The sequence below is a fragment of the Cysteiniphilum sp. genome (genome assembly GCF_057495195.1).
The window spans coordinates 12,604-32,097 of the sequence record NZ_JBXTEF010000022.1 but is presented as its reverse complement, the minus strand read 5'-3'; the positions used below and the strand labels follow the sequence as shown (position 1 = coordinate 32,097).

Below are 19,494 nucleotides of genomic sequence, written 5' to 3'. Positions count from 1 at the left end.
TCATGTAAATGACTCCATATTAAATTAAACCATTATCAACTTAGTGTTAAAGTGACATAAATGCAATCTGTATTGCTGCTTTAAGCTGTCTTTTTAGCTAAAAAGTAAACTAAAGTGCAAAAAAAAGCCCATCATACTTGCGTAGAATGGGCTTAAGAAAGGTTAGAACTCAGTAGGCAGCATCATGACAAATGTTGCTTTTTGATCTTTAGGATCATCATCTGTTGCTAGATACAAACAAATGTCTTCCTCTGCGGTGAGATCAACCCAGTTATAAGTGGATTGATACAGAATACGATTATTTCCATCATCAATCGTCAAAATAGAGTGACCTGTTGTTTGAGAGAATTTCACTGAATAAAAATAATCATTTTTCTTTTTACGTGCCTCAGACAGGAAAATTGCTGCATCCTGAATTAACCAGTAGCAGTTTAATTTTTCTGCCAGATCTTTTACGCCTGGCGTGATAATCGTGTTATTGAAAATTCGATAACGAACATTATCACCCATATGACAGCGTAACTGTATCTTGACATCTTTGTTATAGATATTATTAGAAGTTGAGCAGGATTCATCTTCAGATTGTATCATCTGTGCTTCAGATTCCTGACTCATATCTTCTTTGTTGATCAACTTTCTGGCGATAGCCGTTTCCATGTTATCCGCATCTTGATTAATTGCTTCTAAACCACAGTTGGGCATCTCACCAGAGGTTGACTGTGTGACCTTGATTTTCTTTGCCATTAGCTCTAGACAGGATTGCTGTGTAGTGCCCTTGTAACAGATGAAAAAGATCTCAACTGGAACGGTTTGACCAATACGCCATGATCGACGCATTGCCTGCATAGCTGTATAGACGTTATAACCAACCTGCATAAAGACGATGCTTGGAAAATCCAACAGGTCAAGACCTGTCTCGACTAGCTTAGGATTGGTAATAAGGACATCTATACCTCGATCAACCTTATCCATCACCCAATCTTCACGCTGTTGCGTGCTGACAGATGAGTTGAGGATTTCAGCTTTAATACCTTCACGCGTTAAAAATTCTTTTAAGCGTTGGCGGGTATCTCGCTTATCGGTTAATGTGCTGTAGACTAGAACACGTCTGTTTTGTGATTTCTGCTTTACACATAAATCAATCAGAGCCTGCTCTTTAACAGACGGTTCATCACCTATCAAAGCATCAGCATCAGCAATGATATTACCTGTTCTTGGATGGCAGACGGTCATAGGCATAAATGCACTATCACTGTATGACATCAATGCACTTAGCACTGTACCAAGAAGCGTTCGATCTCCTTTAGCTAATGCCTGCTCCATCTCACTTTTGAGTTTTGAAGAGAGATCTGCATAAGTGTCGTTTAACTCATCTTCCATATCAAGCATGATGGGATCATGCTCAGTATATGGAACCAGTGCATCTGCATCGATATCTTCCAGTCTGACAAAGACCGTGTAAGGCAGGAGATAACGAGCAACCCCTTTAACTGAAAAGCCAGGAGCGGGTGTTGCACTAACATTTCTGTTTCTACCACGAGCAGTTTTGAAATTTTCCGCTTCCTTTTCGCTATAGCTAAATTTCAAGATGCCATAGGTTTCAAGAAAGCTTTGAACAGAACTACTAAGTGATCCATGATCACTGTAGCAGTAACCATCATTATTCATCACAGATGGCATTGATCGATGCAACAGGTAAAATAGATCACTTGCATAGCCACCCATTAATGTGCCCGTCAGTAATAATACTTTCTGGCACTGAGAGGCAACAACTCCCATTGCTTGACCTTGTGCACTTCCTCCGTTCTTATATTCGTGGGCTTCGTCACACATTAAAAGCCCAAAATAGTTGCGAGGAAAGTAGCGTTTGATAAACTCGCTTATCTGAAAATTGACGTTGCTTAAAGCAAATTCATTTTTCATAATTGCCTTTTCAAGTCGTCTGGCTTCATTGTCATTAAAAACAAATTCACCTTGCTCATCGATCAGATTAATCATTTGGTAAAGATTATCTTCCAGTGAGTTTAACAGTAAGTCTTCGCCAAATGAATTCAACAGATTAGTTGCTTTAACTTTGCCAATTGTAGGTAATTGGCAGAGTGCTTTACGCAGTTTATCGTAATTTGATTCTTCAGCTTTCTTTTCAATGCCGTACTGCCATAGCTTGCTGTTGCAATGGCAACAGGTATGCTGTTTTTGTGGTAAATCACGTATATCATGAAAATAACTGTCACCATGTTTCACCGGTTCACCACAATCGCCACAACACAGTACATCAGAATCAAGTGATTCATTTGTACTTTGCTCAACAACAGCCAGCTTACGTCTGGCAAATGCATGTTGCCAATTACCACCCATGCGTAATCGTACACGACCTACTATGAAAAAAGCAGGGCGATGACGACCATAACGCTTAAGGTGTTCACGGATTTTGTTTAAAGTACGAATGGAGCCTGAGCCATTAAGAATAATTACATCGACATCATCAATGGTATTCTCAATTTCTCTCTTCCACTTGTAGACCAGATGTGGCGGGCAAAGGATTAGGGTTCTCTTATATCCTTGATGATGCATTAAATTTGCAATGCAAATTCCCATCATCGATTTGCCTGTGCCCATCTCACCATTTAAAATGCCCATTCGCTTTTTACTGTCTATAAAAAGCTTCATCAATGCCTGAACTGCATTTTTCTGAGCTTCAAATGGTTTGCGCTTTAATTGTGACATTAACTCATGATAATAAGGTTTATTATCAGTTTTATCTTTATATAATGGTGTCACCTGAGCTTTTACTTGTTCAACCAATGAAGATTTGAACTCATTTAAAAAGCTTGCCAGTGATATTTTTTGTAGCCCTTGATCGGTTTCATCGTTAGATAAATCAATGGCATTATCTATATTATCTATACTTACATTTTCCATATAATTATTCCTCTGGTTTGTTTTTATATTTTCTATTTTGAATTTAAACCTAGAGGAACAATCCCTAAAGGAATTGCTTCCTCTAGGGATGTAAAAGATGAAAAAGATGAAAAAGTACCGTTATGCTGGGATAACTAGCTGCTCTGTTTTTAGCATTTCTACTACAACAGGGTTAAGTGCCAGTATATCCAACGTAATGGTGTAGCTTTTAAGTTTTGTTCTGTCTGAAGATGAAAACACCTGATTTTGCATGATCTTTCCTTCTTCAAACAAATACGTGATCAGTTGCATCTTCCATTCATCAAGTAATGGTGTAACTGTCATGGCCTTGATACGCTGCCATAACAAGTCGTGCGTACTTTCACCTTCACGTACTAAAACATGCGCATTAATTGCACCTTCACTGAAATGAACATCACGCTCATACATTTGGCAATGAATAAAGTGCGCAAATGTAGGGTTATTGATTTTCATTTTTTTACAGTGAAGTCGTTTCCTGTCAGGAAAATCAACATGAAACAAAGTGCTGTGACCATAGCAGCGTATGCGTTTAAGATTATTATTTTCAATCGCCGCCAGTATTCGAGAAACAGAGCTTTCACCGCCATAAATGGAAGCAAAGATAATCTCATGATGCTCGTTAATGACTGCGCAATCCATAAAAACCTGTGCGTATTCTTCGATTTCAAACATAACAGCTCCTTTAACTGATTTGATATAACTGTCCAAAGTGCTCACTACCATGGGTAACATCGATGCCAATAATCATTGGTACAAACTTTTCAGTCTGTTGGTATTTACTGGTATCTCCATTAACGGTAACGGTTGCTTCAGGCAGTTTTTTCTTAACGGTTCCCTTAACGATCATGCGTCGGTTTTCAGACTCAACCAGACCTGAAATCATGCCTGATATGATTGCCTGAGCCGTATGCCAGTCGGAAAGGGGCATTAAAGGATTTGGGTAAGTGTTTTCAATTTCAGTAAAATCGCGCTTAAAACTATCCCACAGTGTGGAGACACCTCTAGCGTTGATTACATCACTGACACTTCCAACAGTTAAGTTTGTACTGTTCAGAATGAACGGTTTGTTTACCGAAGGGATGCTATAAAGATCTGGTGGGGATTGATAGTAATGATTATCGTCAATTGCCTTTACCATCTCTCTTGCACGCTCATTGATGTTATTAGCTTGTGACATTTTAATTTTTCGGCCAATAATAATCACCTGTTTGAATGTCTGTTCTGGCGAAAGACCGTAACTAACATCATCACAATGCGAGCAAAGATATTGTGCTAGCTTATAATCTAATGCCTGAACAGGTATGACGAGCACTAATAATCCATCAAGCATTAACGAATGAATATACTTTTTAATAAAAGCATATTCCAAACGCTCACTGATAGACGATTGCCCATACGGTGGATTCAAAAAAAGCACGGATGCATTGGCACGGGCGTATTTCACCTGGTTTAATGCATCTGCATGAATACAATGATCAATAACAGCTTGTGACTTTTGGAATCGCTCGTCATCTAACTCAACGCCAAAAGTCTTACCATAATGGCAAAGTTCGCGTTTGAGCTTTTGTAAAGCAATCCCTTCTCCACAGCATGGATCAAAAATCACTGTATTTGGATCATCATTGTGCTCAATAGCGCCTATAATCGTGTTGAGCGTATATCCATCAGTAGGATAGTAGCCCATCTTTTCAAAGTTATGAGAAATAGCCGGATGAATAAGACTCATGCTCGTTCTCCTTCACCATGAAGATGCCATTCTTGTGTTGTACGATCAAACTGTGCACCTTTAGATTTTAAAAAATCGATGATTTCACGCTGTTTTTCACGATTTAGTGAGGCATCTATTTTGTAAGGGCTACTCAAGTGCTGATAAGGCTTTCCAAAAAGTGTTAATTCTTGAGGATTCACATCATCATCAGCAGGATTATCCCTTAACTGCTCATTTGATAAAGATTCTTCAGCAGTATCATAATTACTACTATCATTAGATTGAAGCGTAGCAAGTTGATCTGTTGATTTATTTTCTGAGCTTTGCAATGAAGGCTCCTTAGTCACTGTGATTGACTTAGGTGCATCCTCATTATTATGTGCCTTGTTTGCTGGTTGCTTATCAGTTATCACTGTCTGGTTATCTAATCTGGCCTCTTTAGCTGATGATGGGACTAATTTCTCAGCCTTATCATTAGAGTCAAATTTTTTAAGATAAACAGCGGTGATTTTAGCTTCCATAATTGGAATCTGAATAACTGATTGATAGCCATCAACACTGACTGGTTTTTCAATCTGTGATGGCTTGATATTCTCAACGTCAAAAACACCAGTAATTTCCTGATCACCTTTGCGTGATACAAAAAATTGTCCGATTTCAGTCGTTAATATATTGCTTTTAAGTGTACCTTTTAATAACATAGTTTTTATCCTTTTGGGTTAGTTATTCAATTAACCTGAATCAGATAAAATACTCCCATGGTCCGGGAGTATTTCATCCCGAATCAGGGTCTGCTATTCATGCGGTTTACATGATTTTTAGTGATGACTTCATATAGTTGTGTTTCTCAGGGTTGTTTATTCCTCTTTCAACGGGATTAAACATCATATAGCTCTGAATATCAGTGCTGTAACAGTAGCAAAAAGCTACCCCTTGTGATGCCAGTCCATTTAAGAAAACAAGACCATCACCATTAAACAACTGACTAAATTGATTAAATTTAGTATGAAGTTCATCAGGTGTTAGTGCTACTTTGTAGATGATATGATAAGTGCGTTGATAATCTGTTAGGGATCTAACATTAATTCTCACGTAAATTAAAGGCTCATCTTCAAATTCAACAGAATCTTTAATAAACTCAAGATATTCACGATCACCAACACTATATTCTTCGACAAGCAGAGCTTTGCCGTTATCTCTGAGATGTTCAATGAAATCTTTTTGATTACTCTCAGGGTGTTGAGTCAGATAATTGCTGAGGCCATCATTATAAAAAGCCTCACCGTTTGGGATATCATACTCAACACGTTCATACTCTTTGTAGGCAACATCGAATTTAACAATCATTTTATTTATTGCTCCTTTGTTTATGTGACAACAGGGGCAATATTCCATCAGGAGCACTGCCCCTGATGGGTGGTTGATTAAAAGTCTTCTAAACTTAATTTATCGTCAATGGCATCCTCAATTAAACACAACTTGTTTAAAAGATCATGCTTATGTTTAGGGTTTTTTGACTTGATAAACTCAGCCTCTATTTTCTGATACTCTTCTTCTAAATCATCAATGGAAAAATAATCTTCATAGTGATTTTTCATTCTGTTCTCCTTGAGTTTGAATTGAGCAGATTGGCTTTGCTGCGCTTTATTCTTTCATAATGTGCCATAATTTTTTCTTGATCTTTCGTATCAAAAGAATGGATCATGCTGGCGCAGTTTAATAAAACGGTAGCGCGTCCATTATCAGAAGCATATCGACTTATTTTGTTTGTCTTTTTACGCATGAATTGCTTCATGTGTAAACGGCTAAATGCAAACATATACATCGTTGCTTTAAAGTTACCATAGCGATATCTGTAATAGAGTATGTTTACATAACCACATATTTTAATTGTTTGGTTTATAGACGCTTTCAATAAGGATAAAATAATCCATAGCAAAAATACGGCTATAAAAACGACAACTAGAAAAATTAAAATCAATCCTGAGATTGAAATAATATTCTGAGCCATACTACTGGTGATTAACATGATACAACTCCTGTTAACTATGCATATCAATGAACACAATATAGCCTGATGCTGGATTGCCATCACAACGAAAATCGGTGATGCCAAATTCATCGTACTGATATTCAAAGAAATTTTGCATGCTACTGACTTCATATGGCTTATGTTTAAATTTAAAAGCCTCATGCATATGTCGAGCATACTTCTCAAGTTTGTAATAGTCCAATTCAGTCAACTGGGAGTCACCTGATTTGAATTGTAGTGCTATATCCAAGTAAGGCACTGATTGAATTTCTGAATTGATCGCTGCTTCAATTGATTTAATGGAGTTATATGTTGACTCCACTATATTATTAAAGCGACTGTCGTCATCAGCCAAAAAAACACTCTGATCATGAACAGACATAGCTGCAAAAACTGAGCGCCAATTATTTTCATTTCCCCAATCCAGAATCTCAGATTCTATTGAACAAATAGCATCTTCATGGCTATCAGCGTTTGTAACGATAAAATGTAAATTATGCATGATATTCCTCTCTCGTTAGTTATTAGCAGAGAGGATACCCCAGGGAGTATACTCCCTGCTGGGTTTGTTAATTTAGTTGTAAGTTATGCCATGAATTTGATCCTGACGATTGACAGCATTATTTATCTGCAACTTATCAGCATCAGACTGTCCAGCACTTAAACCAGACTGATCATAACGCGCCTGACTTCTGTGGTTCTTGATTCGAACATTATTTTCTTTGCAGAAAAATGCCTGAGCCTCAGAAATTCTAGATTGATGATCAACGCAGATCATCTGATTATGACTATTGGTATCCGTAAAGAATTGATTACGTGACGCCTGCATACGTTGAAAAAGATTATTGATAAACCCCATGCGATAAGATTTTACTAGCGTGGTTGCATTTCTTATCTTATTTTTTGGAAGTGAACTTTTATATTTTTCAACGCTTTTTTCAAGCTCACGTGATAGAAATACGGTCAGATAGATAGCGTTTTCAACATCGCGCTGCCTACCTGCAATCTGTATTTTTGCCTTAGTGCCAAGCTCAGAACGACCATTGCTAGAAACAACTAGGCAGCCAGAGAGATTACCCATAGTGGCATATAGTGAGCTATACCATGCCGGTATTCTCATGTAGTTAGTTTCAATTGTTTTACTAATCATTTTCTGACCATAAACTTCTTCTTTGGTCAAATTATGTTTATTCATGAGTGACATTGCCTGTTTAAGTGCAATGTTCGCTTCATTTTCATTATCAGACATTGATAGCTCAAGTAATTTCTTGATCTTATCTTTATGTTTATCATTGTATTGCATTTTATTTTCCTTAAAGCATTTATAAATAACCGATTTAGCACAACCAACTAAGCAAGCTTATTCAGTATGTCTGGTGCTACTTCATAATCTTCTGCGATGTTTTGAGCATTATAACCAAAAACATCTACAAGAAGCCTGAAATATTCCAGTGTGTTAGGCTCAATGGATATATCATGAACGATTTTATCCTGATAAAAATAAATGCCTGCAATGCCCATTCCATCCTCAAAGTAATAAAATTTAACATTGATTGTAGGGTAAGCGTTGATTAAGGTTTTAATAAATGCAACAGGTGGTGTCCATGCAGTATCAAAACCAATAGATACATCATTGTCTGATGCTCGATTGATGTCTAAATCTGCTAAGTGGACATTCCATTTAGTTCCCCAGTTTTCTCTCGTCCATTCCTGATCATTTACAATATCATTCGGAAGAGGGCACAAAAAATCAAACAGGCAGTTATGCTTATGTATCTCACACAACAGGTTATCGAGTGATTTTTTGTTGGCATTGAGGATGAGTTTATTGTTACACCAGTTTGGCATGACTTGTCTCCTTGAATTTAAAGGGGCAAGCCAACCCAAAGGAGACTTGCCCCTTTGGGTTTGATATAGAAGCCATGGCTGCGGCTTACGCAGTGTCCATGGCTTTTGTTTTGAATAAAATATTAATGGAAAAATTGAAGATAACCGATGATTGCAATACCCACTGTAATAATGGTACCAACAATCCAGCGCTTATGAGACCGCATTTCTTTAACCTCATCATCAAAACGCTTTTCTGCAATTTCCATACGTTTGTCAAATTCTCGTCGCGAGTCTTCTCGACTTTTGTCAAACTCACGTCTCATTTCAAGAATAGTTTCCTTTGCTTCACTGCGAAGCTCAGTAATCGTATCTTTTGCAACACTGTTTAGCATTTTTGTTATCTCCTGTTTTGTGCATAATTGATCATGTTCTGTGTTTGAAAGTATCTTCACAAGCGTCTCCGCCTATTTACGTTCAAAACCACTCTCAATTAATGCATCTACGATTTCCAGTTTAGCATAATTTAACTTTACGGTCATTAGTGCTCCCTTATTTACGTTAATGAAAACAAGGAGCAAACCCATACAGGAATTGCTCCCTGTATGGGTGATAAAGTAAAAACTTATGCAGCTTCAAGTATGGATATTAATTTATTCCACATCGCTTTGCAGCGCTCAGGATAATCATTCCAGTCACCAATTTCTTTTGGTGCCAAAATAACAGCTTCAATACCCATTGCTTTTGCTCTTTCTTTTAGTTGCTTGGCACTGTTAATGCCAACGTTAATTATTTCACCATCTTTAGTTTGCTTATCACCATCATTGTCAGCCCAGATAATGAGTTTCTGAGTATTAGATGGGATATCAAACCTAGCTAGGTTGCCAGCAGTAAGGCAGCAGGCCATATCAACGTAAAGTGGTGCTTGAGATAAAACTGCATGTCCATTCTCAAAACCTTCACTAACATGGATAACACCTGGCATCTGATTAAACTTTGCTTTCATCCAGAGTGCGCTACCGCTATGCCAGCCTTCTTTAGGGGATGGCATCATTTTTTTAGGATTATCACAGTCCGCTTTATTAAAAGCATCATCTAGAAAAACACGCTGAACATTGCGTATTTTATTATCCAGATTACGCATAATGCCAATGATGGCATTATTGGTATGCTTAACATCATTTTCATAGTGCTCGGCATCTTTAATAAATCGGATGTTTTGATAATAGCAGTTGGCCAGTGGCGTTAATCCTCTATTGATGAAGTATTGCCTTGCATCATTAAGGTATTCACTGCTTTTTACCAGGTCAATGATATCGTTAATTGCTTTATGAAAATGTTTGCGCTCAATATAGGCCTGTTTTCTTTTCTGGGCTTGTTGACGCATTTTCATTTTTTCAAGCTCTTCTGGTGTGGGTTCTAATCCACCCATATATTCAATCAGCATTTTTACCACTTCTGAGCAAGAATGTCCGGTAATAAATACCAGAGTGCTTATTCCATCGTGATTACAACCACAGGTGTTACAGAAAGTTATTCCACGCTCTGCATACTTACCTTTTTTGCCATAAAATGCCTTTCCTGATTTGCCACCATGCTGTGGACAGTGAGTTGGATTGCCATCAAATCCAGTTAAAGATTCGATAACAGTATCCCATTGGCCATAACAGTATTGTTTAATTTGTTGGATTGGATCGCTCATATCTGACTCCTTTATTAAATGTTGATCAAAAAACAAAAGAGAGAATGAACAATCCTCTCTTTAGGAGGTGATTGGACACTCTCCTTTTAAGAGATTTATTCAGCTAAATATCAGTACATTGCCGTTTTAAATATCTTGTAAATGGAATGATATTAGTGATATTGTCTGCTGACATTATTGATTGCTTAGCGGTATTGGGGTTTTTAAGCGATCTGATTCGATCATCAGAAATCACCCAAAGCGCCTTCAATGCCAGTGCTTTATTCTGAGTTTGATGCTTTAACATGCCATAGCTCCTTTGAATGTTGGGTTAAAGAAAAACTCAATGCTGCGAATCAGATTGCGCACGGCGCAATTATCAAGAGCATCCATTTGATGTAGATGCTCTTTGATGCGTTCAGTATTTTCTTTGGCCTTCAAAAGAGGGTATGGCATACATACATGTTGATTTATATTCATTGCTTTTCTCCGGTTGGTTAAACAAAAGGAGATAGCAATGCCCATAAGAGGATTACTATCCCCTTATGGGTTATCACGACTTAGTGATAAATGTGATTTTATATTAATGATTTATATTCCAGAGCACATTTCTCCCGCTAACATCTCAGGGCAGTCCCATGTTCCACATGCGCTACAGATGTCTGGTTGGTTGGCTATGGTCATTCTATGGAAATAATCAGATTTACTGATTATGCCTTTTTCATATAGCTCATGAAGATAGTCATCATCCCATAGCGTTGTGGTTTTCATCTCTAGAAGTTTTTGGCGTAAATCATCCAAATAAAACTTTGGATCCTTTACAGCCAATTGATCAATTAATGATGAATGATGAGACGCTCTTCTTTTACTAATTGCTTTATCAATATATCCAACAATGTTAATTGGCTTAAGTGTGCTAATTAACTGCTGTTGCAAATAGATGTGTGCCATTTTTGACTGTGAGTAAGGGGGCATTAGCACTGGTGTATGTACGACAGCGCGTTGTGCCTTTTCAATTATTTTCCTTGCTTCATACTCTGAAGGAAACAAGCCAAAATAATTATTAAAAACTACTACCCAGTCATCAGTGTCATTCACTAATGCATACTCATCAATACGTCTGTCTTTATAAGCAGGATATATACCGCCGTATTCATTGAATTTAGCTAAATGAAGCTCATAATGCAGTATACGATGACGTGATCTTTCTCTTTCACAAGAAGTATCGCTATAACCTAATCCCTGCTTTAAATCATCAACTTGCTCTTGAATGTAAGAGTGTGTGAATTTTGGATATAACCAATGGATTTTTGCTTTAGTATTTTGATGTTTAATAACGTCACCATGTATCACAAGACACTTATGAACAAGGTTTGTTATTTGTATACAACTTAACTCGTTATAATCATTGTTCTTTATGATTAACTCAGCTTGCTCCATTGCTTCATTAATGGAGCATGTTGTCACTTTAAAATCATTTCTGCTTTCATTATGCTCGTGAGCATTAAAGATGCCAGATATTTTAAATGTAAATTTATTCATTATTTTCTCCTTGAGAATGATTTATTCGCAGGGAGAGAAACAATACCTTTGATGGGAGGTTGTTAATCTCCCATGTTGGGCTTATTCGATTTCGATTATATCGAATTTTTTAATAATGCATTTGTATCGCACTTCATTAGATTTTCGGACAATTGATACTGGTTTTAACTCCATATCAGTGACTCCGATATTGAAAATCCCAACCTTTTGTAGCTCCTGATCTACAAGAGCATAAAGTTGTTCATTACCAATTTGTGCAATGCTAAAAGCATCAATCTCAATATGTAAATTTTTAGGCAATTTCATGATCTACTCCAATAACTTTGAACGCAGAAGAAAATAAATTGCCTACACAGGAGGTAAAATATTTCTCCTGTGTTGAGGATTTAGTTAACTATAAAGGCAATCATCTGATTGTTCAGACTCAGCACGATTATTGTCAGCCTTATTTTGTTTAGACTTACTATACTTGCTTGAGTTATTTTTATAGTTACTATTTTTTGATTGTTCTGGTTTATCTTTCATAGAGCCACGTGCTGTAGAAAATATTTCTTCAATTTGTGCTTCTACGAGAGACATTTTTTCAAACATCTCGCTTGCAGATAAAGCTTGAGCCTGAATCGTTACAAGTTGATTCTTTAGATCTTTCAATCCTGCTTCAATTTTAAGTTTTTTCACTAATGAGCTAATTTGCTTCAAAGGTGCATATTGCTCGCTTTTTTGAAGTGTTTCGCCTATCGGGTGACTTAAAACACCATCAAGCTTTTCTAACATCAAGTTTATGCTTTGTTTTTTATTACTCATCTTTGTATCTCCTTTAAATGAATTTATGAGAGAAAAAGATGCCACAAAGGGAATCTTTTCCCCTTATGGGTTTGAATGAATGCCATATGATGATTGTGCGATTGCAATTATCATCTTGAGGCATTTGAATTTTGACTAAAACTGGCTTAGATAAGCATTATCTTCAGATTCAGTTATTGTCACGTTATTATTGTGGTTAGCGATGCTATTGGCATGCTGAGTAGTCGTAATATTCATTTCCTCGATAGAGCATTGATCTCCATTATCGCATTTACCTGTTACTTTGGTATATTCGATATGAACATTTTTTGCCTTGAGTGCTTGAGCTATTGCATCATGTGTATTGGCAAAGGCGCAATTAACAGAAGCAAGAATTACGATGGTGGTTAATATTTTTTTCATTGTTTTCTCCTTAGATATTATCTGGGAGAAAACAATATCCCAACTGGGAGAAAGTTTAGCTCCCCGTTGGGTTTTAAAATGTTTAGACAAAATGCCATATGGCGACTGCTGCAATTGCAATTGCCCACCATGGAATATTTCGCTTTTGTTTTTGTGTAGATTCGATAACAGGTGTTGTATCTATTTTCAGTGTATGCGCTAGTGATGCTTTATTATTAGGCAACACATGTACGGCACGTTGAAAATCAGCAACAACAACTTCTGGATGTACAAAAGGGACAATCCAGAGTGCATCGTGTAAAACGTATACGCCATAGCCTTTAGTCTTCATTGTGCTGTTAATGTGTTTCATTACATCAATAGCTCTTTTATTGGACTCAAGCTTGTGATACTCACCGTCACTGTTAATAACCAGCTTTGCAAGCTGTGTATTTTTCAGATTTTCGATGTGGCCTAACTCACTTTTAAGTGTTTTAGGTTGACCAGATGACTGTACGCTTTGTGTTTTTTGGTTTTGCATTGATATTCTCCTTGTGGGTTTATGACACCCAAAAGAAAGAATCAACACAGTCACCCAGTTGGGAAGACAGTATTGTATCTCCCAAGTGGGTTGATTAAATAATATTAATTACCTGAAGCAATGCTCCAGATAATCATAAATTTCTATTTATTCCTTTTTTAAAAAACAAATATCCGTTAAATAACGAATACCCTCAATATCAATCTATTGAGTACGGACATACTGCTTGCTCATTCGATAGGGCAGTATGTAAAGGAATGGATATACAAATATGTATAATGGAATCACCTGTAAAGGTGGTAAATCAATGATTGAATCTCTTTGCTGGCTATGCAAACAAGTGCACAAGATTAAGCGTTATTAATACGAATAACTAAACAATCATTATGGATTTACGGACACCGGAACTATTAAAAATAGCTGTGGCATGACTCACTGGTGTGCATGCGCTTGTAAAAGACTTCTCAAAAAAGAGTTTCTGGCATTTCAGCCTTCATCAGTTTTACTCTTACAAAAAACCGTCTGTTTCGCATTATTAAGTTGGCTTGACGATTATGTTACGACGAGTATTTAATAAAAATTATGATCAGTCAAGAAAAATTCATTAAAAGTTAATTTACCTATTTCATCTTATGAAAAGTGCTGCGTCGATCTTTGCAGTAAACCTCAAGTACTTTGCTATCATAGTAAAACCAGCCGCCAGAGTCTGGATCCATCGGAGGATTAAAGTAAATTCGTGCATGGTCAGTATCTTCAACAACAGTGCCTTGAAATTGCACTTTGTGGTCATCTATATAGTAGAAACCATCAAACATAGTATCGATCACATAAATATCCAGTCGAACATCATGGTGATCACCCCAGCTGCCAATCCATTCTCCCGTTAGTGCTTGACAAAGATCAATACGATTCAAGTTTAATTACTCCATAAGCAGGTGTTTCGTATGGATGTGATAACTTCAAAGCGGTAAGGACCTGCTTAAGTTTGGTTTCACAATCGCATAGAAATTCGAGTTTATATTCTGGTTCATGGTGAATTGAACCAACGGTTCCAATCGCAGGGTGGCTACCATCAAGTGGCTTGAATTGACCTGTGCCTTGTGTTTCCCAACAACAATGGGAGTACCCGCCAAATTCGCCAATGCCAATTTCAAAGAGCGCATCTTTGACGACTTCTTTGTATGATTCTGGCACATAAACATAGATCTGGTGCACCGCTTAGTCCTCAATATGTTTGATGCGTGCTACGCGAATGGTTTCCTCGCGACCGTTAATCAACAAAATTGCTGCGGGATAATAGTAATCACGGACAATAACATTTTCATAACGGGTTGTCTTATCACTTTCAGAACTCAGTGATATTTCCATAGTCACTGCTTTACCTGATTCCAGTAGATCATGAATTTGATCAATTTTAGATTTTGCCATTATGCCTTCTCAATGCTTTTTATGTATTCTAGCACTAACTGTAACTGTTCAGGAGGCATAATGCCAAGTTTATCAATAGCTTGTGCGTGCAGTGGGCTAAAGACACCAGTAGCTGACATGATAAGAATGCTCCCTGAATTATGCACTTCACCTTCAACAATTATTTCTGATTGCGTATGTTTAAGGTATTTTGCCGTGATGGTGTAGCTGTCATCAAACTGTGCTGGATGATGGAATTGGACTTCAATTTTTTTGGTCACGCAGACCATCTTAGCCAGAAGAACAGCCTCCCACCCCAGTATTTCGTCCATAATGGTTGTTAAAATGGCACCGTGTAGAATGTTACCCCAGCCGATATGTCTCTCCAGTGGCTGAAACTGAGTATAAATAGCTTTACCATCAGTATAAAGTATCAGTTGTTTATTAATGGGACTAGTCTCACATTTGCCAAAGCAACCTCTTTGATGTCCATGAGGTGTTAGTTTCTTCAGTTCAGAAAAATTAATCATCAATTGCCTCGCTATTATGTTCATTTGCAATCTCAAGATTAGAAATGGATTCGATCCACAGCGACACCTCACTGTTATGAGATACTTCGATCTTAACGTGGTTGCGGGCAATATTAATTACTTTGCCTGAAAATGTTTTATCTCCGATAATTGTAATAGTGACTTTACTGTTATTTATTTTTGCTTGTTGAAGTTGCTGAGTAAGATCCATTTTATACCTCCTGTCATATCTGTATGAATACCGTTATATTATTCATAATTTAACCTGTTAAGCAATGTTATTCTATATCATCGAAACAAGCTTTGTTATAGTGGATATGCTGCATTAGTAAAGAGCTTTCGATCATTTATGTGGAAATTAGAAAAAACAGACGATAAAAAATACCCCTACCTGATTACCATTGAAAAATCAGAAAAAACCAATCTCAAACTGTTGGTGCAGAAAAAATGGCCATCAGATGATGAATCTGTTTTTTGTGTTCGTCATGATGCTAAGCCAGACATTAACGCAATTGAGTTGGTTGAAGAGGATGAAATTAGTTCAGTCAGATGGTTAGAAGACCAAACTAAGGTCTCAATTAAACTCAATCGCACGACTAATCAGCAATGTGAATTTAGATTTGTCACAAAAAAATATAAAAACAAGCCAGGTGACTATGAGCAGATATTCTTCAAATCCAAGCCTGATGATAAAGGTGCTTCCCTCTGGCGTGTTGAGGAGACCAGTAGTGATAAATTTCCTTACCGAGTAAGCATCATAGAAAAAGGTAACCCAACGCTGTCACTTTTAACACAGGATAAATGGCCAGGTGCCAGTGGTAATATCTTTTGCATACGCGCCAATGAAAAACCAGAGATTATTTCTGGCAAGGTTATAGAGGAAGTACCTGTTGTCTTTGTCAAAAGAGTAGGCAAGCGTTTGTCTGTCATGCTTGATCGATCCATGAAAAAACGCTGCGAGTTTCTATTTTTGCGCAAGAAATATAAAACCAAAGAGGGAGATTATGAGCAGATTTTCTTCAGAACGCAGCAGGGAATTAATCAGCACCGTACTCGTGGTAATTTAAGTTTACAGCTAAAACTGGCAGATCTTGAAGTGGTCATTGACAGTAATGAACGTTATCCTTGGAAATTTGGCGAGCACAACATTACAAGACAAAATCTGTCTGTTGGTGATTATGCACTGATGCTTGATAATGAGATCGAAGCAATTGTCGAGCGTAAAACATTTGATAATATGTTGTCAGACATTGCTAAGATTCAGGTTTTACACCAGCAACTGACAGAATTATCGACCTATCGTCATGCGGCAGTGGTGATTGAGGCGCAGTATGGTGATTTTCTCTCTAGTGATAAAATAGGTAAATATTCATCACCTGCTCATATGGGAAGGGCACTTGCTGAGCTATCAGTTTTGCACCCTAATTTACCCATTATTTATGCAGGGAATAGAAAAGAAGCAAATCACTGGTCCTTAAGGTTCTTTGAAGCAGTACTCAAAAAACATAATGACCCAACTAATGATGCTATTGCAACAGCAGTCGCTAAAACGCGTACTACAAAATCAACACCGCTGTGGCTTAAGGTCAAAAAGGCGGTATTGCAGGAAATGCCGAATGAGTTTACGTTTGCAGATTTAAAAAACCATCTGTCAGATTTAACTGATCAGCAGATAAGGTCACAGCTTTATAAGCTAAGAGACGATAATGTCGTCAAAAGTGAAGGCAAAGCACGTGCAGTGAAATGGTTAAAAATTCAATAAGGTATACCCATGAAAAACCAGAATAATGATAATAAGAAATTCGATGAGATATTGTCTGAAACCAATAAATGCAAAAGCCCTGAAGAGGTAAAGAAAAAGCTAGAGGAATATGGTTTTGCATTTTATGATGATGGCGATGATATTGAAGATCAGGAGGAGTTGATAGCCAAACCTGAGACGCAAAGACAGCAACGGATTGTCTATTATTTTGAATCTAATATTCAACCCTCAGAAGACATATTATGTGATTTCCTAGCAGAAAAATATTCAGATGACTGCAATATGCCTTTGATCAGGAAATATTTTAAATCTGGCAACATTAACCTTAAGCACTTGATCATGTTTGGTTTGGATAACAACCCTAAAGATATGGGATTATTCAGTGACTTCCTTTTCTTCAGTGAATTTTCTTTTAATCTTATTGATATCATCAATATATGTACGCGCAGCTGTATTGCGATTGATAATGACGATGATTTTAAAGAAGCCTGTTATAGCTTCTATTGCTATTCCTGTGATCAAGATTATGACGCCTATATGGCTTTGCTGGAGAATGATCATATTTCAAATGCCAAAAAAGAAATCGTATGCAATCTAAGAGATAACCCTGATGATATCTTTTAATTTGATTTCGAGGATGAAGATTGCGATATCATCAGTTACTCAAAGCATTAATTAGCTAATTTATCATTATCAAAGTATGCATAAATATTATTATTAGCATTGTTCTCAAAAAGATTAACTTTTTTGATGTATCGTTGTTGCGTATTAAGTGACTGATTGGTAATTTCACGCATTTTGACCAAACCAGCACCGGCCAGTGCTGCACTGGTGTTGAAGCCAGATCGTAATCCATGCGGTGAGAGGTTAGTTGTATTGAGACCTGCCTGCTGACATCTCTTTTAAATAATCGATAAAACCCTTCATAAGAAAGTTGCTCTTTTCTGATTTTGGGTCTATCTCTGTGTAATAAATTTAAAATGCATTTATTGAGATCAGAAAATGTACGCCAATAAAAAGATGATTAGAATTAGCTGGGCTTAGTTAATAATATTTTTCTTAGCTGCAAGCAATCTGAAATAAAGTCTATAGGGTAAGTAAGATACAATTTTCATCATTCGAGTAAATTTTTTCGGAAAATGTATTTCAAATCGACTTGTTCTTAGATCCTTTAAAATAGCAATAGCTGCATCAGCAGGTGTCATTAAGCCAGGCATTTTAAAGTTGTTTTTATCAGTTAATTTTGTTTTAACAAAACCTGGGTTAATCAACTTGATATTAAAACTTTTATGCTCTGCTTTAAAGCTTTGAACTAGATTGATTACCGCAGCCTTTGTTGCAGCATAAGGCTGAGAATAAGGTAAACCGACATATCCAGCAACACTTGCTGTAATTGCTAACACACATGATGGGTTTTTCTTTAGATAGTTAAAAACACCCTCAATCAATACAAAAATAGATTTTAGATTGATAGCAATTGTCTTATCTATCAGTTCATTAGATAGGCTTCCTATCTTGGCAGGCTCATAATACCCCGGAAAATATAGAATATAATCTGGCTTATGCTTGTTTAGCACTGTCTGTATACTTTTTTTAAAATTTAAATAATCGCCCACATCAAAAGCTTCGATATGAGCTTGACTTCTAAGCTCACCAGATAGTGTTTGTAGTTTGTCTTGATTTCTTGACGAGATAATTAGCTTTGTCTCTTGCTGATCAAGCAATCGAGTCACGGCCTTGCCAATACCATCACTGGCACCAATTATCCAAATGGTTTTATGGTGATACGGATTGGTTCTTGTCATCTTTGGGTAATCCTTTTTTATGCATGAATAAAGTCAATGAGCCAACGGTTAAGCCAAATTTTTTGAAGTAGTTTTTATTGATAAGCACATCATTATGCATGAGAAACATCCAATCATCAAAGTTAAGTCGGTAGGTGCTATTGCCAACTTTGACATCCATTTTATATTGCCAGTTCATTGCATTACCTTGAACATGGATTTTAGCAATACCAATCACATCCTTTGTTTGCCCTTCATAATAATGGTCATTGATTTTCTTAATGGTCCAAATACGATGATCTTTGCTGCCATCATAATAGATCATATGCTCATCGAGTGTACATACATCATCTTTCCAACTGGCATCAGCAATAAAGTCAAATTTTTTGACCACATTACCTTTCCAATCTTCAATAATACCAGAACCTTCTATTCTACCGTCAAGATAGTTTTTTAAATCAAGCTTTGGGGTCTCATTTTTATAATACTCAATACCGCTAGAGCAGCCTGATAATAAACTTATTGCCATAAAATACACTCCTAGTATCATTA

Annotated in this window: 28 protein-coding genes; 2 read left to right on the top strand and 26 right to left on the bottom strand. The window is 36.9% G+C overall.

The window, feature by feature from the left end; genetic code table 11:
• Positions 1-162: 162 nt before the first annotated feature.
• The 24 genes from ACY10D_RS02320 to ACY10D_RS02205 form a co-directional block, all read right to left on the bottom strand.
• Positions 163-2,922 carry a DUF6876 family protein gene (locus ACY10D_RS02320; RefSeq protein WP_486999193.1) on the bottom strand — a complete coding sequence of 920 codons (2,760 nt, stop codon included), beginning with the start codon at positions 2,920-2,922 and terminating at the stop codon, positions 163-165.
• A gap of 120 nt (positions 2,923-3,042) precedes the next feature.
• On the bottom strand, positions 3,043-3,615 hold the full coding sequence (locus ACY10D_RS02315; protein WP_486999192.1) for a hypothetical protein: 573 nt from the start codon (positions 3,613-3,615) through the stop codon (positions 3,043-3,045).
• A gap of 10 nt (positions 3,616-3,625) precedes the next feature.
• Positions 3,626-4,669 (bottom strand): DUF6094 domain-containing protein, encoded by a 1,044-nt coding sequence (locus ACY10D_RS02310; protein WP_486999191.1) that lies wholly within the window; start codon positions 4,667-4,669, stop codon positions 3,626-3,628.
• Positions 4,666-5,352, bottom strand: a complete 687-nt coding sequence (locus ACY10D_RS02305; protein WP_486999190.1) for a hypothetical protein — start codon at positions 5,350-5,352, stop codon at positions 4,666-4,668. The genes ACY10D_RS02310 and ACY10D_RS02305 overlap by 4 nt, the downstream gene beginning before the upstream one ends.
• Before the next feature lie 106 nt (positions 5,353-5,458).
• On the bottom strand, positions 5,459-5,998 hold the full coding sequence (locus ACY10D_RS02300) for a hypothetical protein (protein ID WP_486999189.1): 540 nt from the start codon (positions 5,996-5,998) through the stop codon (positions 5,459-5,461).
• Positions 5,999-6,075: 77 nt separating this feature from the next.
• The gene (locus ACY10D_RS02295) at positions 6,076-6,249 is read right to left on the bottom strand and encodes a hypothetical protein (protein WP_486999188.1); all 174 of its coding nucleotides are present in this window, start codon (positions 6,247-6,249) and stop codon (positions 6,076-6,078) included.
• Entirely contained in the window at positions 6,246-6,680 is a 435-nt protein-coding gene (locus tag ACY10D_RS02290) for a hypothetical protein (protein ID WP_486999187.1), read from the bottom strand. Before ACY10D_RS02290 ends, ACY10D_RS02295 begins: the two co-directional genes overlap by 4 nt.
• A gap of 13 nt (positions 6,681-6,693) precedes the next feature.
• The gene (locus tag ACY10D_RS02285; RefSeq protein WP_486999186.1) at positions 6,694-7,185 is read right to left on the bottom strand and encodes a hypothetical protein; all 492 of its coding nucleotides are present in this window, start codon (positions 7,183-7,185) and stop codon (positions 6,694-6,696) included.
• Between the two features lie 72 nt (positions 7,186-7,257).
• Complete coding sequence (locus ACY10D_RS02280; RefSeq protein WP_486999185.1) at positions 7,258-7,986, bottom strand: DUF2786 domain-containing protein; 729 nt, start codon at positions 7,984-7,986, stop codon at positions 7,258-7,260.
• Between the two features lie 47 nt (positions 7,987-8,033).
• Positions 8,034-8,531 (bottom strand): DUF1281 family ferredoxin-like fold protein, encoded by a 498-nt coding sequence (locus ACY10D_RS02275; protein ID WP_486999184.1) that lies wholly within the window; start codon positions 8,529-8,531, stop codon positions 8,034-8,036.
• Between the two features lie 122 nt (positions 8,532-8,653).
• On the bottom strand, positions 8,654-8,905 hold the full coding sequence (locus ACY10D_RS02270; protein ID WP_486999183.1) for a hypothetical protein: 252 nt from the start codon (positions 8,903-8,905) through the stop codon (positions 8,654-8,656).
• A 230-nt stretch (positions 8,906-9,135) separates the two neighbouring features.
• Positions 9,136-10,212: a toprim domain-containing protein gene (locus ACY10D_RS02265; protein ID WP_486999182.1), complete on the bottom strand. Its 1,077-nt coding sequence runs from the start codon at positions 10,210-10,212 to the stop codon at positions 9,136-9,138.
• A gap of 103 nt (positions 10,213-10,315) precedes the next feature.
• The gene (locus tag ACY10D_RS02260; protein WP_486999181.1) at positions 10,316-10,498 is read right to left on the bottom strand and encodes a hypothetical protein; all 183 of its coding nucleotides are present in this window, start codon (positions 10,496-10,498) and stop codon (positions 10,316-10,318) included.
• Positions 10,492-10,671 (bottom strand): hypothetical protein, encoded by a 180-nt coding sequence (locus ACY10D_RS02255; protein ID WP_486999180.1) that lies wholly within the window; start codon positions 10,669-10,671, stop codon positions 10,492-10,494. Before ACY10D_RS02255 ends, ACY10D_RS02260 begins: the two co-directional genes overlap by 7 nt.
• Positions 10,672-10,782: 111 nt before the next feature.
• Positions 10,783-11,733, bottom strand: a complete 951-nt coding sequence (locus tag ACY10D_RS02250; protein WP_486999179.1) for a hypothetical protein — start codon at positions 11,731-11,733, stop codon at positions 10,783-10,785.
• Between the two features lie 81 nt (positions 11,734-11,814).
• Positions 11,815-12,039 (bottom strand): hypothetical protein, encoded by a 225-nt coding sequence (locus ACY10D_RS02245; RefSeq protein ID WP_486999178.1) that lies wholly within the window; start codon positions 12,037-12,039, stop codon positions 11,815-11,817.
• Positions 12,040-12,123: 84 nt separating this feature from the next.
• Positions 12,124-12,537, bottom strand: a complete 414-nt coding sequence (locus tag ACY10D_RS02240; RefSeq protein ID WP_486999177.1) for a hypothetical protein — start codon at positions 12,535-12,537, stop codon at positions 12,124-12,126.
• A gap of 135 nt (positions 12,538-12,672) precedes the next feature.
• Complete coding sequence (locus ACY10D_RS02235) at positions 12,673-12,939, bottom strand: hypothetical protein (RefSeq protein ID WP_486999176.1); 267 nt, start codon at positions 12,937-12,939, stop codon at positions 12,673-12,675.
• A gap of 82 nt (positions 12,940-13,021) precedes the next feature.
• Positions 13,022-13,459 (bottom strand): hypothetical protein, encoded by a 438-nt coding sequence (locus ACY10D_RS02230; RefSeq protein ID WP_486999175.1) that lies wholly within the window; start codon positions 13,457-13,459, stop codon positions 13,022-13,024.
• Positions 13,460-14,079: 620 nt separating this feature from the next.
• On the bottom strand, positions 14,080-14,373 hold the full coding sequence (locus tag ACY10D_RS02225) for a hypothetical protein (protein WP_486999174.1): 294 nt from the start codon (positions 14,371-14,373) through the stop codon (positions 14,080-14,082).
• Positions 14,360-14,674, bottom strand: a complete 315-nt coding sequence (locus ACY10D_RS02220) for an NGG1p interacting factor NIF3 (RefSeq protein WP_486999173.1) — start codon at positions 14,672-14,674, stop codon at positions 14,360-14,362. The genes ACY10D_RS02225 and ACY10D_RS02220 overlap by 14 nt, the downstream gene beginning before the upstream one ends.
• Positions 14,675-14,677: 3 nt before the next feature.
• Positions 14,678-14,887 carry a hypothetical protein gene (locus ACY10D_RS02215; protein ID WP_486999172.1) on the bottom strand — a complete coding sequence of 70 codons (210 nt, stop codon included), beginning with the start codon at positions 14,885-14,887 and terminating at the stop codon, positions 14,678-14,680.
• Positions 14,887-15,420, bottom strand: a complete 534-nt coding sequence (locus tag ACY10D_RS02210; RefSeq protein WP_486999171.1) for a PaaI family thioesterase — start codon at positions 15,418-15,420, stop codon at positions 14,887-14,889. Before ACY10D_RS02210 ends, ACY10D_RS02215 begins: the two co-directional genes overlap by 1 nt.
• Positions 15,389-15,607, bottom strand: coding sequence for a hypothetical protein (locus ACY10D_RS02205; RefSeq protein WP_486999170.1), 219 nt, complete (start codon positions 15,605-15,607; stop codon positions 15,389-15,391). The genes ACY10D_RS02210 and ACY10D_RS02205 overlap by 32 nt, the downstream gene beginning before the upstream one ends.
• A gap of 138 nt (positions 15,608-15,745) precedes the next feature.
• On the opposite strand from ACY10D_RS02205, the gene ACY10D_RS02200 reads away from it, so the two are divergent.
• Positions 15,746-17,158, top strand: coding sequence for an ERCC4 domain-containing protein (locus tag ACY10D_RS02200; RefSeq protein ID WP_486999169.1), 1,413 nt, complete (start codon positions 15,746-15,748; stop codon positions 17,156-17,158).
• Positions 17,159-17,167: 9 nt separating this feature from the next.
• Positions 17,168-17,782, top strand: a complete 615-nt coding sequence (locus tag ACY10D_RS02195; protein WP_486999168.1) for a hypothetical protein — start codon at positions 17,168-17,170, stop codon at positions 17,780-17,782.
• A 416-nt stretch (positions 17,783-18,198) separates the two neighbouring features.
• Here ACY10D_RS02195 and ACY10D_RS02190 read toward each other — a convergent pair whose 3' ends face one another.
• The gene (locus tag ACY10D_RS02190) at positions 18,199-18,963 is read right to left on the bottom strand and encodes an SDR family NAD(P)-dependent oxidoreductase (protein ID WP_486999167.1); all 765 of its coding nucleotides are present in this window, start codon (positions 18,961-18,963) and stop codon (positions 18,199-18,201) included.
• Entirely contained in the window at positions 18,935-19,471 is a 537-nt protein-coding gene (locus ACY10D_RS02185) for a DUF3833 domain-containing protein (protein WP_486999166.1), read from the bottom strand. Before ACY10D_RS02185 ends, ACY10D_RS02190 begins: the two co-directional genes overlap by 29 nt.
• Between the last annotated feature and the right edge of the window lie 23 nt (positions 19,472-19,494).

Excerpts from the sequence above, each read along its gene's own strand:
- ACY10D_RS02320 (WP_486999193.1), bottom strand. The coding sequence starts at position 2,922 with ATGGAAAATGTAAGTATAGATAATATAGATAATGCCATTGATTTATCT.
- ACY10D_RS02315 (WP_486999192.1), bottom strand. The coding sequence starts at position 3,615 with ATGTTTGAAATCGAAGAATACGCACAGGTTTTTATGGATTGCGCAGTC.
- ACY10D_RS02310 (WP_486999191.1), bottom strand. The coding sequence starts at position 4,669 with ATGAGTCTTATTCATCCGGCTATTTCTCATAACTTTGAAAAGATGGGC.
- ACY10D_RS02305 (WP_486999190.1), bottom strand. The coding sequence starts at position 5,352 with ATGTTATTAAAAGGTACACTTAAAAGCAATATATTAACGACTGAAATC.
- ACY10D_RS02300 (WP_486999189.1), bottom strand. The coding sequence starts at position 5,998 with ATGATTGTTAAATTCGATGTTGCCTACAAAGAGTATGAACGTGTTGAG.
- ACY10D_RS02295 (WP_486999188.1), bottom strand. The coding sequence starts at position 6,249 with ATGAAAAATCACTATGAAGATTATTTTTCCATTGATGATTTAGAAGAA.
- ACY10D_RS02290 (WP_486999187.1), bottom strand. The coding sequence starts at position 6,680 with ATGTTAATCACCAGTAGTATGGCTCAGAATATTATTTCAATCTCAGGA.
- ACY10D_RS02285 (WP_486999186.1), bottom strand. The coding sequence starts at position 7,185 with ATGCATAATTTACATTTTATCGTTACAAACGCTGATAGCCATGAAGAT.
- ACY10D_RS02280 (WP_486999185.1), bottom strand. The coding sequence starts at position 7,986 with ATGCAATACAATGATAAACATAAAGATAAGATCAAGAAATTACTTGAG.
- ACY10D_RS02275 (WP_486999184.1), bottom strand. The coding sequence starts at position 8,531 with ATGCCAAACTGGTGTAACAATAAACTCATCCTCAATGCCAACAAAAAA.
- ACY10D_RS02270 (WP_486999183.1), bottom strand. The coding sequence starts at position 8,905 with ATGCTAAACAGTGTTGCAAAAGATACGATTACTGAGCTTCGCAGTGAA.
- ACY10D_RS02265 (WP_486999182.1), bottom strand. The coding sequence starts at position 10,212 with ATGAGCGATCCAATCCAACAAATTAAACAATACTGTTATGGCCAATGG.
- ACY10D_RS02260 (WP_486999181.1), bottom strand. The coding sequence starts at position 10,498 with ATGTTAAAGCATCAAACTCAGAATAAAGCACTGGCATTGAAGGCGCTT.
- ACY10D_RS02255 (WP_486999180.1), bottom strand. The coding sequence starts at position 10,671 with ATGAATATAAATCAACATGTATGTATGCCATACCCTCTTTTGAAGGCC.
- ACY10D_RS02250 (WP_486999179.1), bottom strand. The coding sequence starts at position 11,733 with ATGAATAAATTTACATTTAAAATATCTGGCATCTTTAATGCTCACGAG.
- ACY10D_RS02245 (WP_486999178.1), bottom strand. The coding sequence starts at position 12,039 with ATGAAATTGCCTAAAAATTTACATATTGAGATTGATGCTTTTAGCATT.
- ACY10D_RS02240 (WP_486999177.1), bottom strand. The coding sequence starts at position 12,537 with ATGAGTAATAAAAAACAAAGCATAAACTTGATGTTAGAAAAGCTTGAT.
- ACY10D_RS02235 (WP_486999176.1), bottom strand. The coding sequence starts at position 12,939 with ATGAAAAAAATATTAACCACCATCGTAATTCTTGCTTCTGTTAATTGC.
- ACY10D_RS02230 (WP_486999175.1), bottom strand. The coding sequence starts at position 13,459 with ATGCAAAACCAAAAAACACAAAGCGTACAGTCATCTGGTCAACCTAAA.
- ACY10D_RS02215 (WP_486999172.1), bottom strand. The coding sequence starts at position 14,887 with ATGGCAAAATCTAAAATTGATCAAATTCATGATCTACTGGAATCAGGT.
- ACY10D_RS02210 (WP_486999171.1), bottom strand. The coding sequence starts at position 15,420 with ATGAACATAATAGCGAGGCAATTGATGATTAATTTTTCTGAACTGAAG.
- ACY10D_RS02205 (WP_486999170.1), bottom strand. The coding sequence starts at position 15,607 with ATGGATCTTACTCAGCAACTTCAACAAGCAAAAATAAATAACAGTAAA.
- ACY10D_RS02200 (WP_486999169.1), top strand. The coding sequence starts at position 15,746 with ATGTGGAAATTAGAAAAAACAGACGATAAAAAATACCCCTACCTGATT.
- ACY10D_RS02195 (WP_486999168.1), top strand. The coding sequence starts at position 17,168 with ATGAAAAACCAGAATAATGATAATAAGAAATTCGATGAGATATTGTCT.
- ACY10D_RS02190 (WP_486999167.1), bottom strand. The coding sequence starts at position 18,963 with ATGACAAGAACCAATCCGTATCACCATAAAACCATTTGGATAATTGGT.
- ACY10D_RS02185 (WP_486999166.1), bottom strand. The coding sequence starts at position 19,471 with ATGGCAATAAGTTTATTATCAGGCTGCTCTAGCGGTATTGAGTATTAT.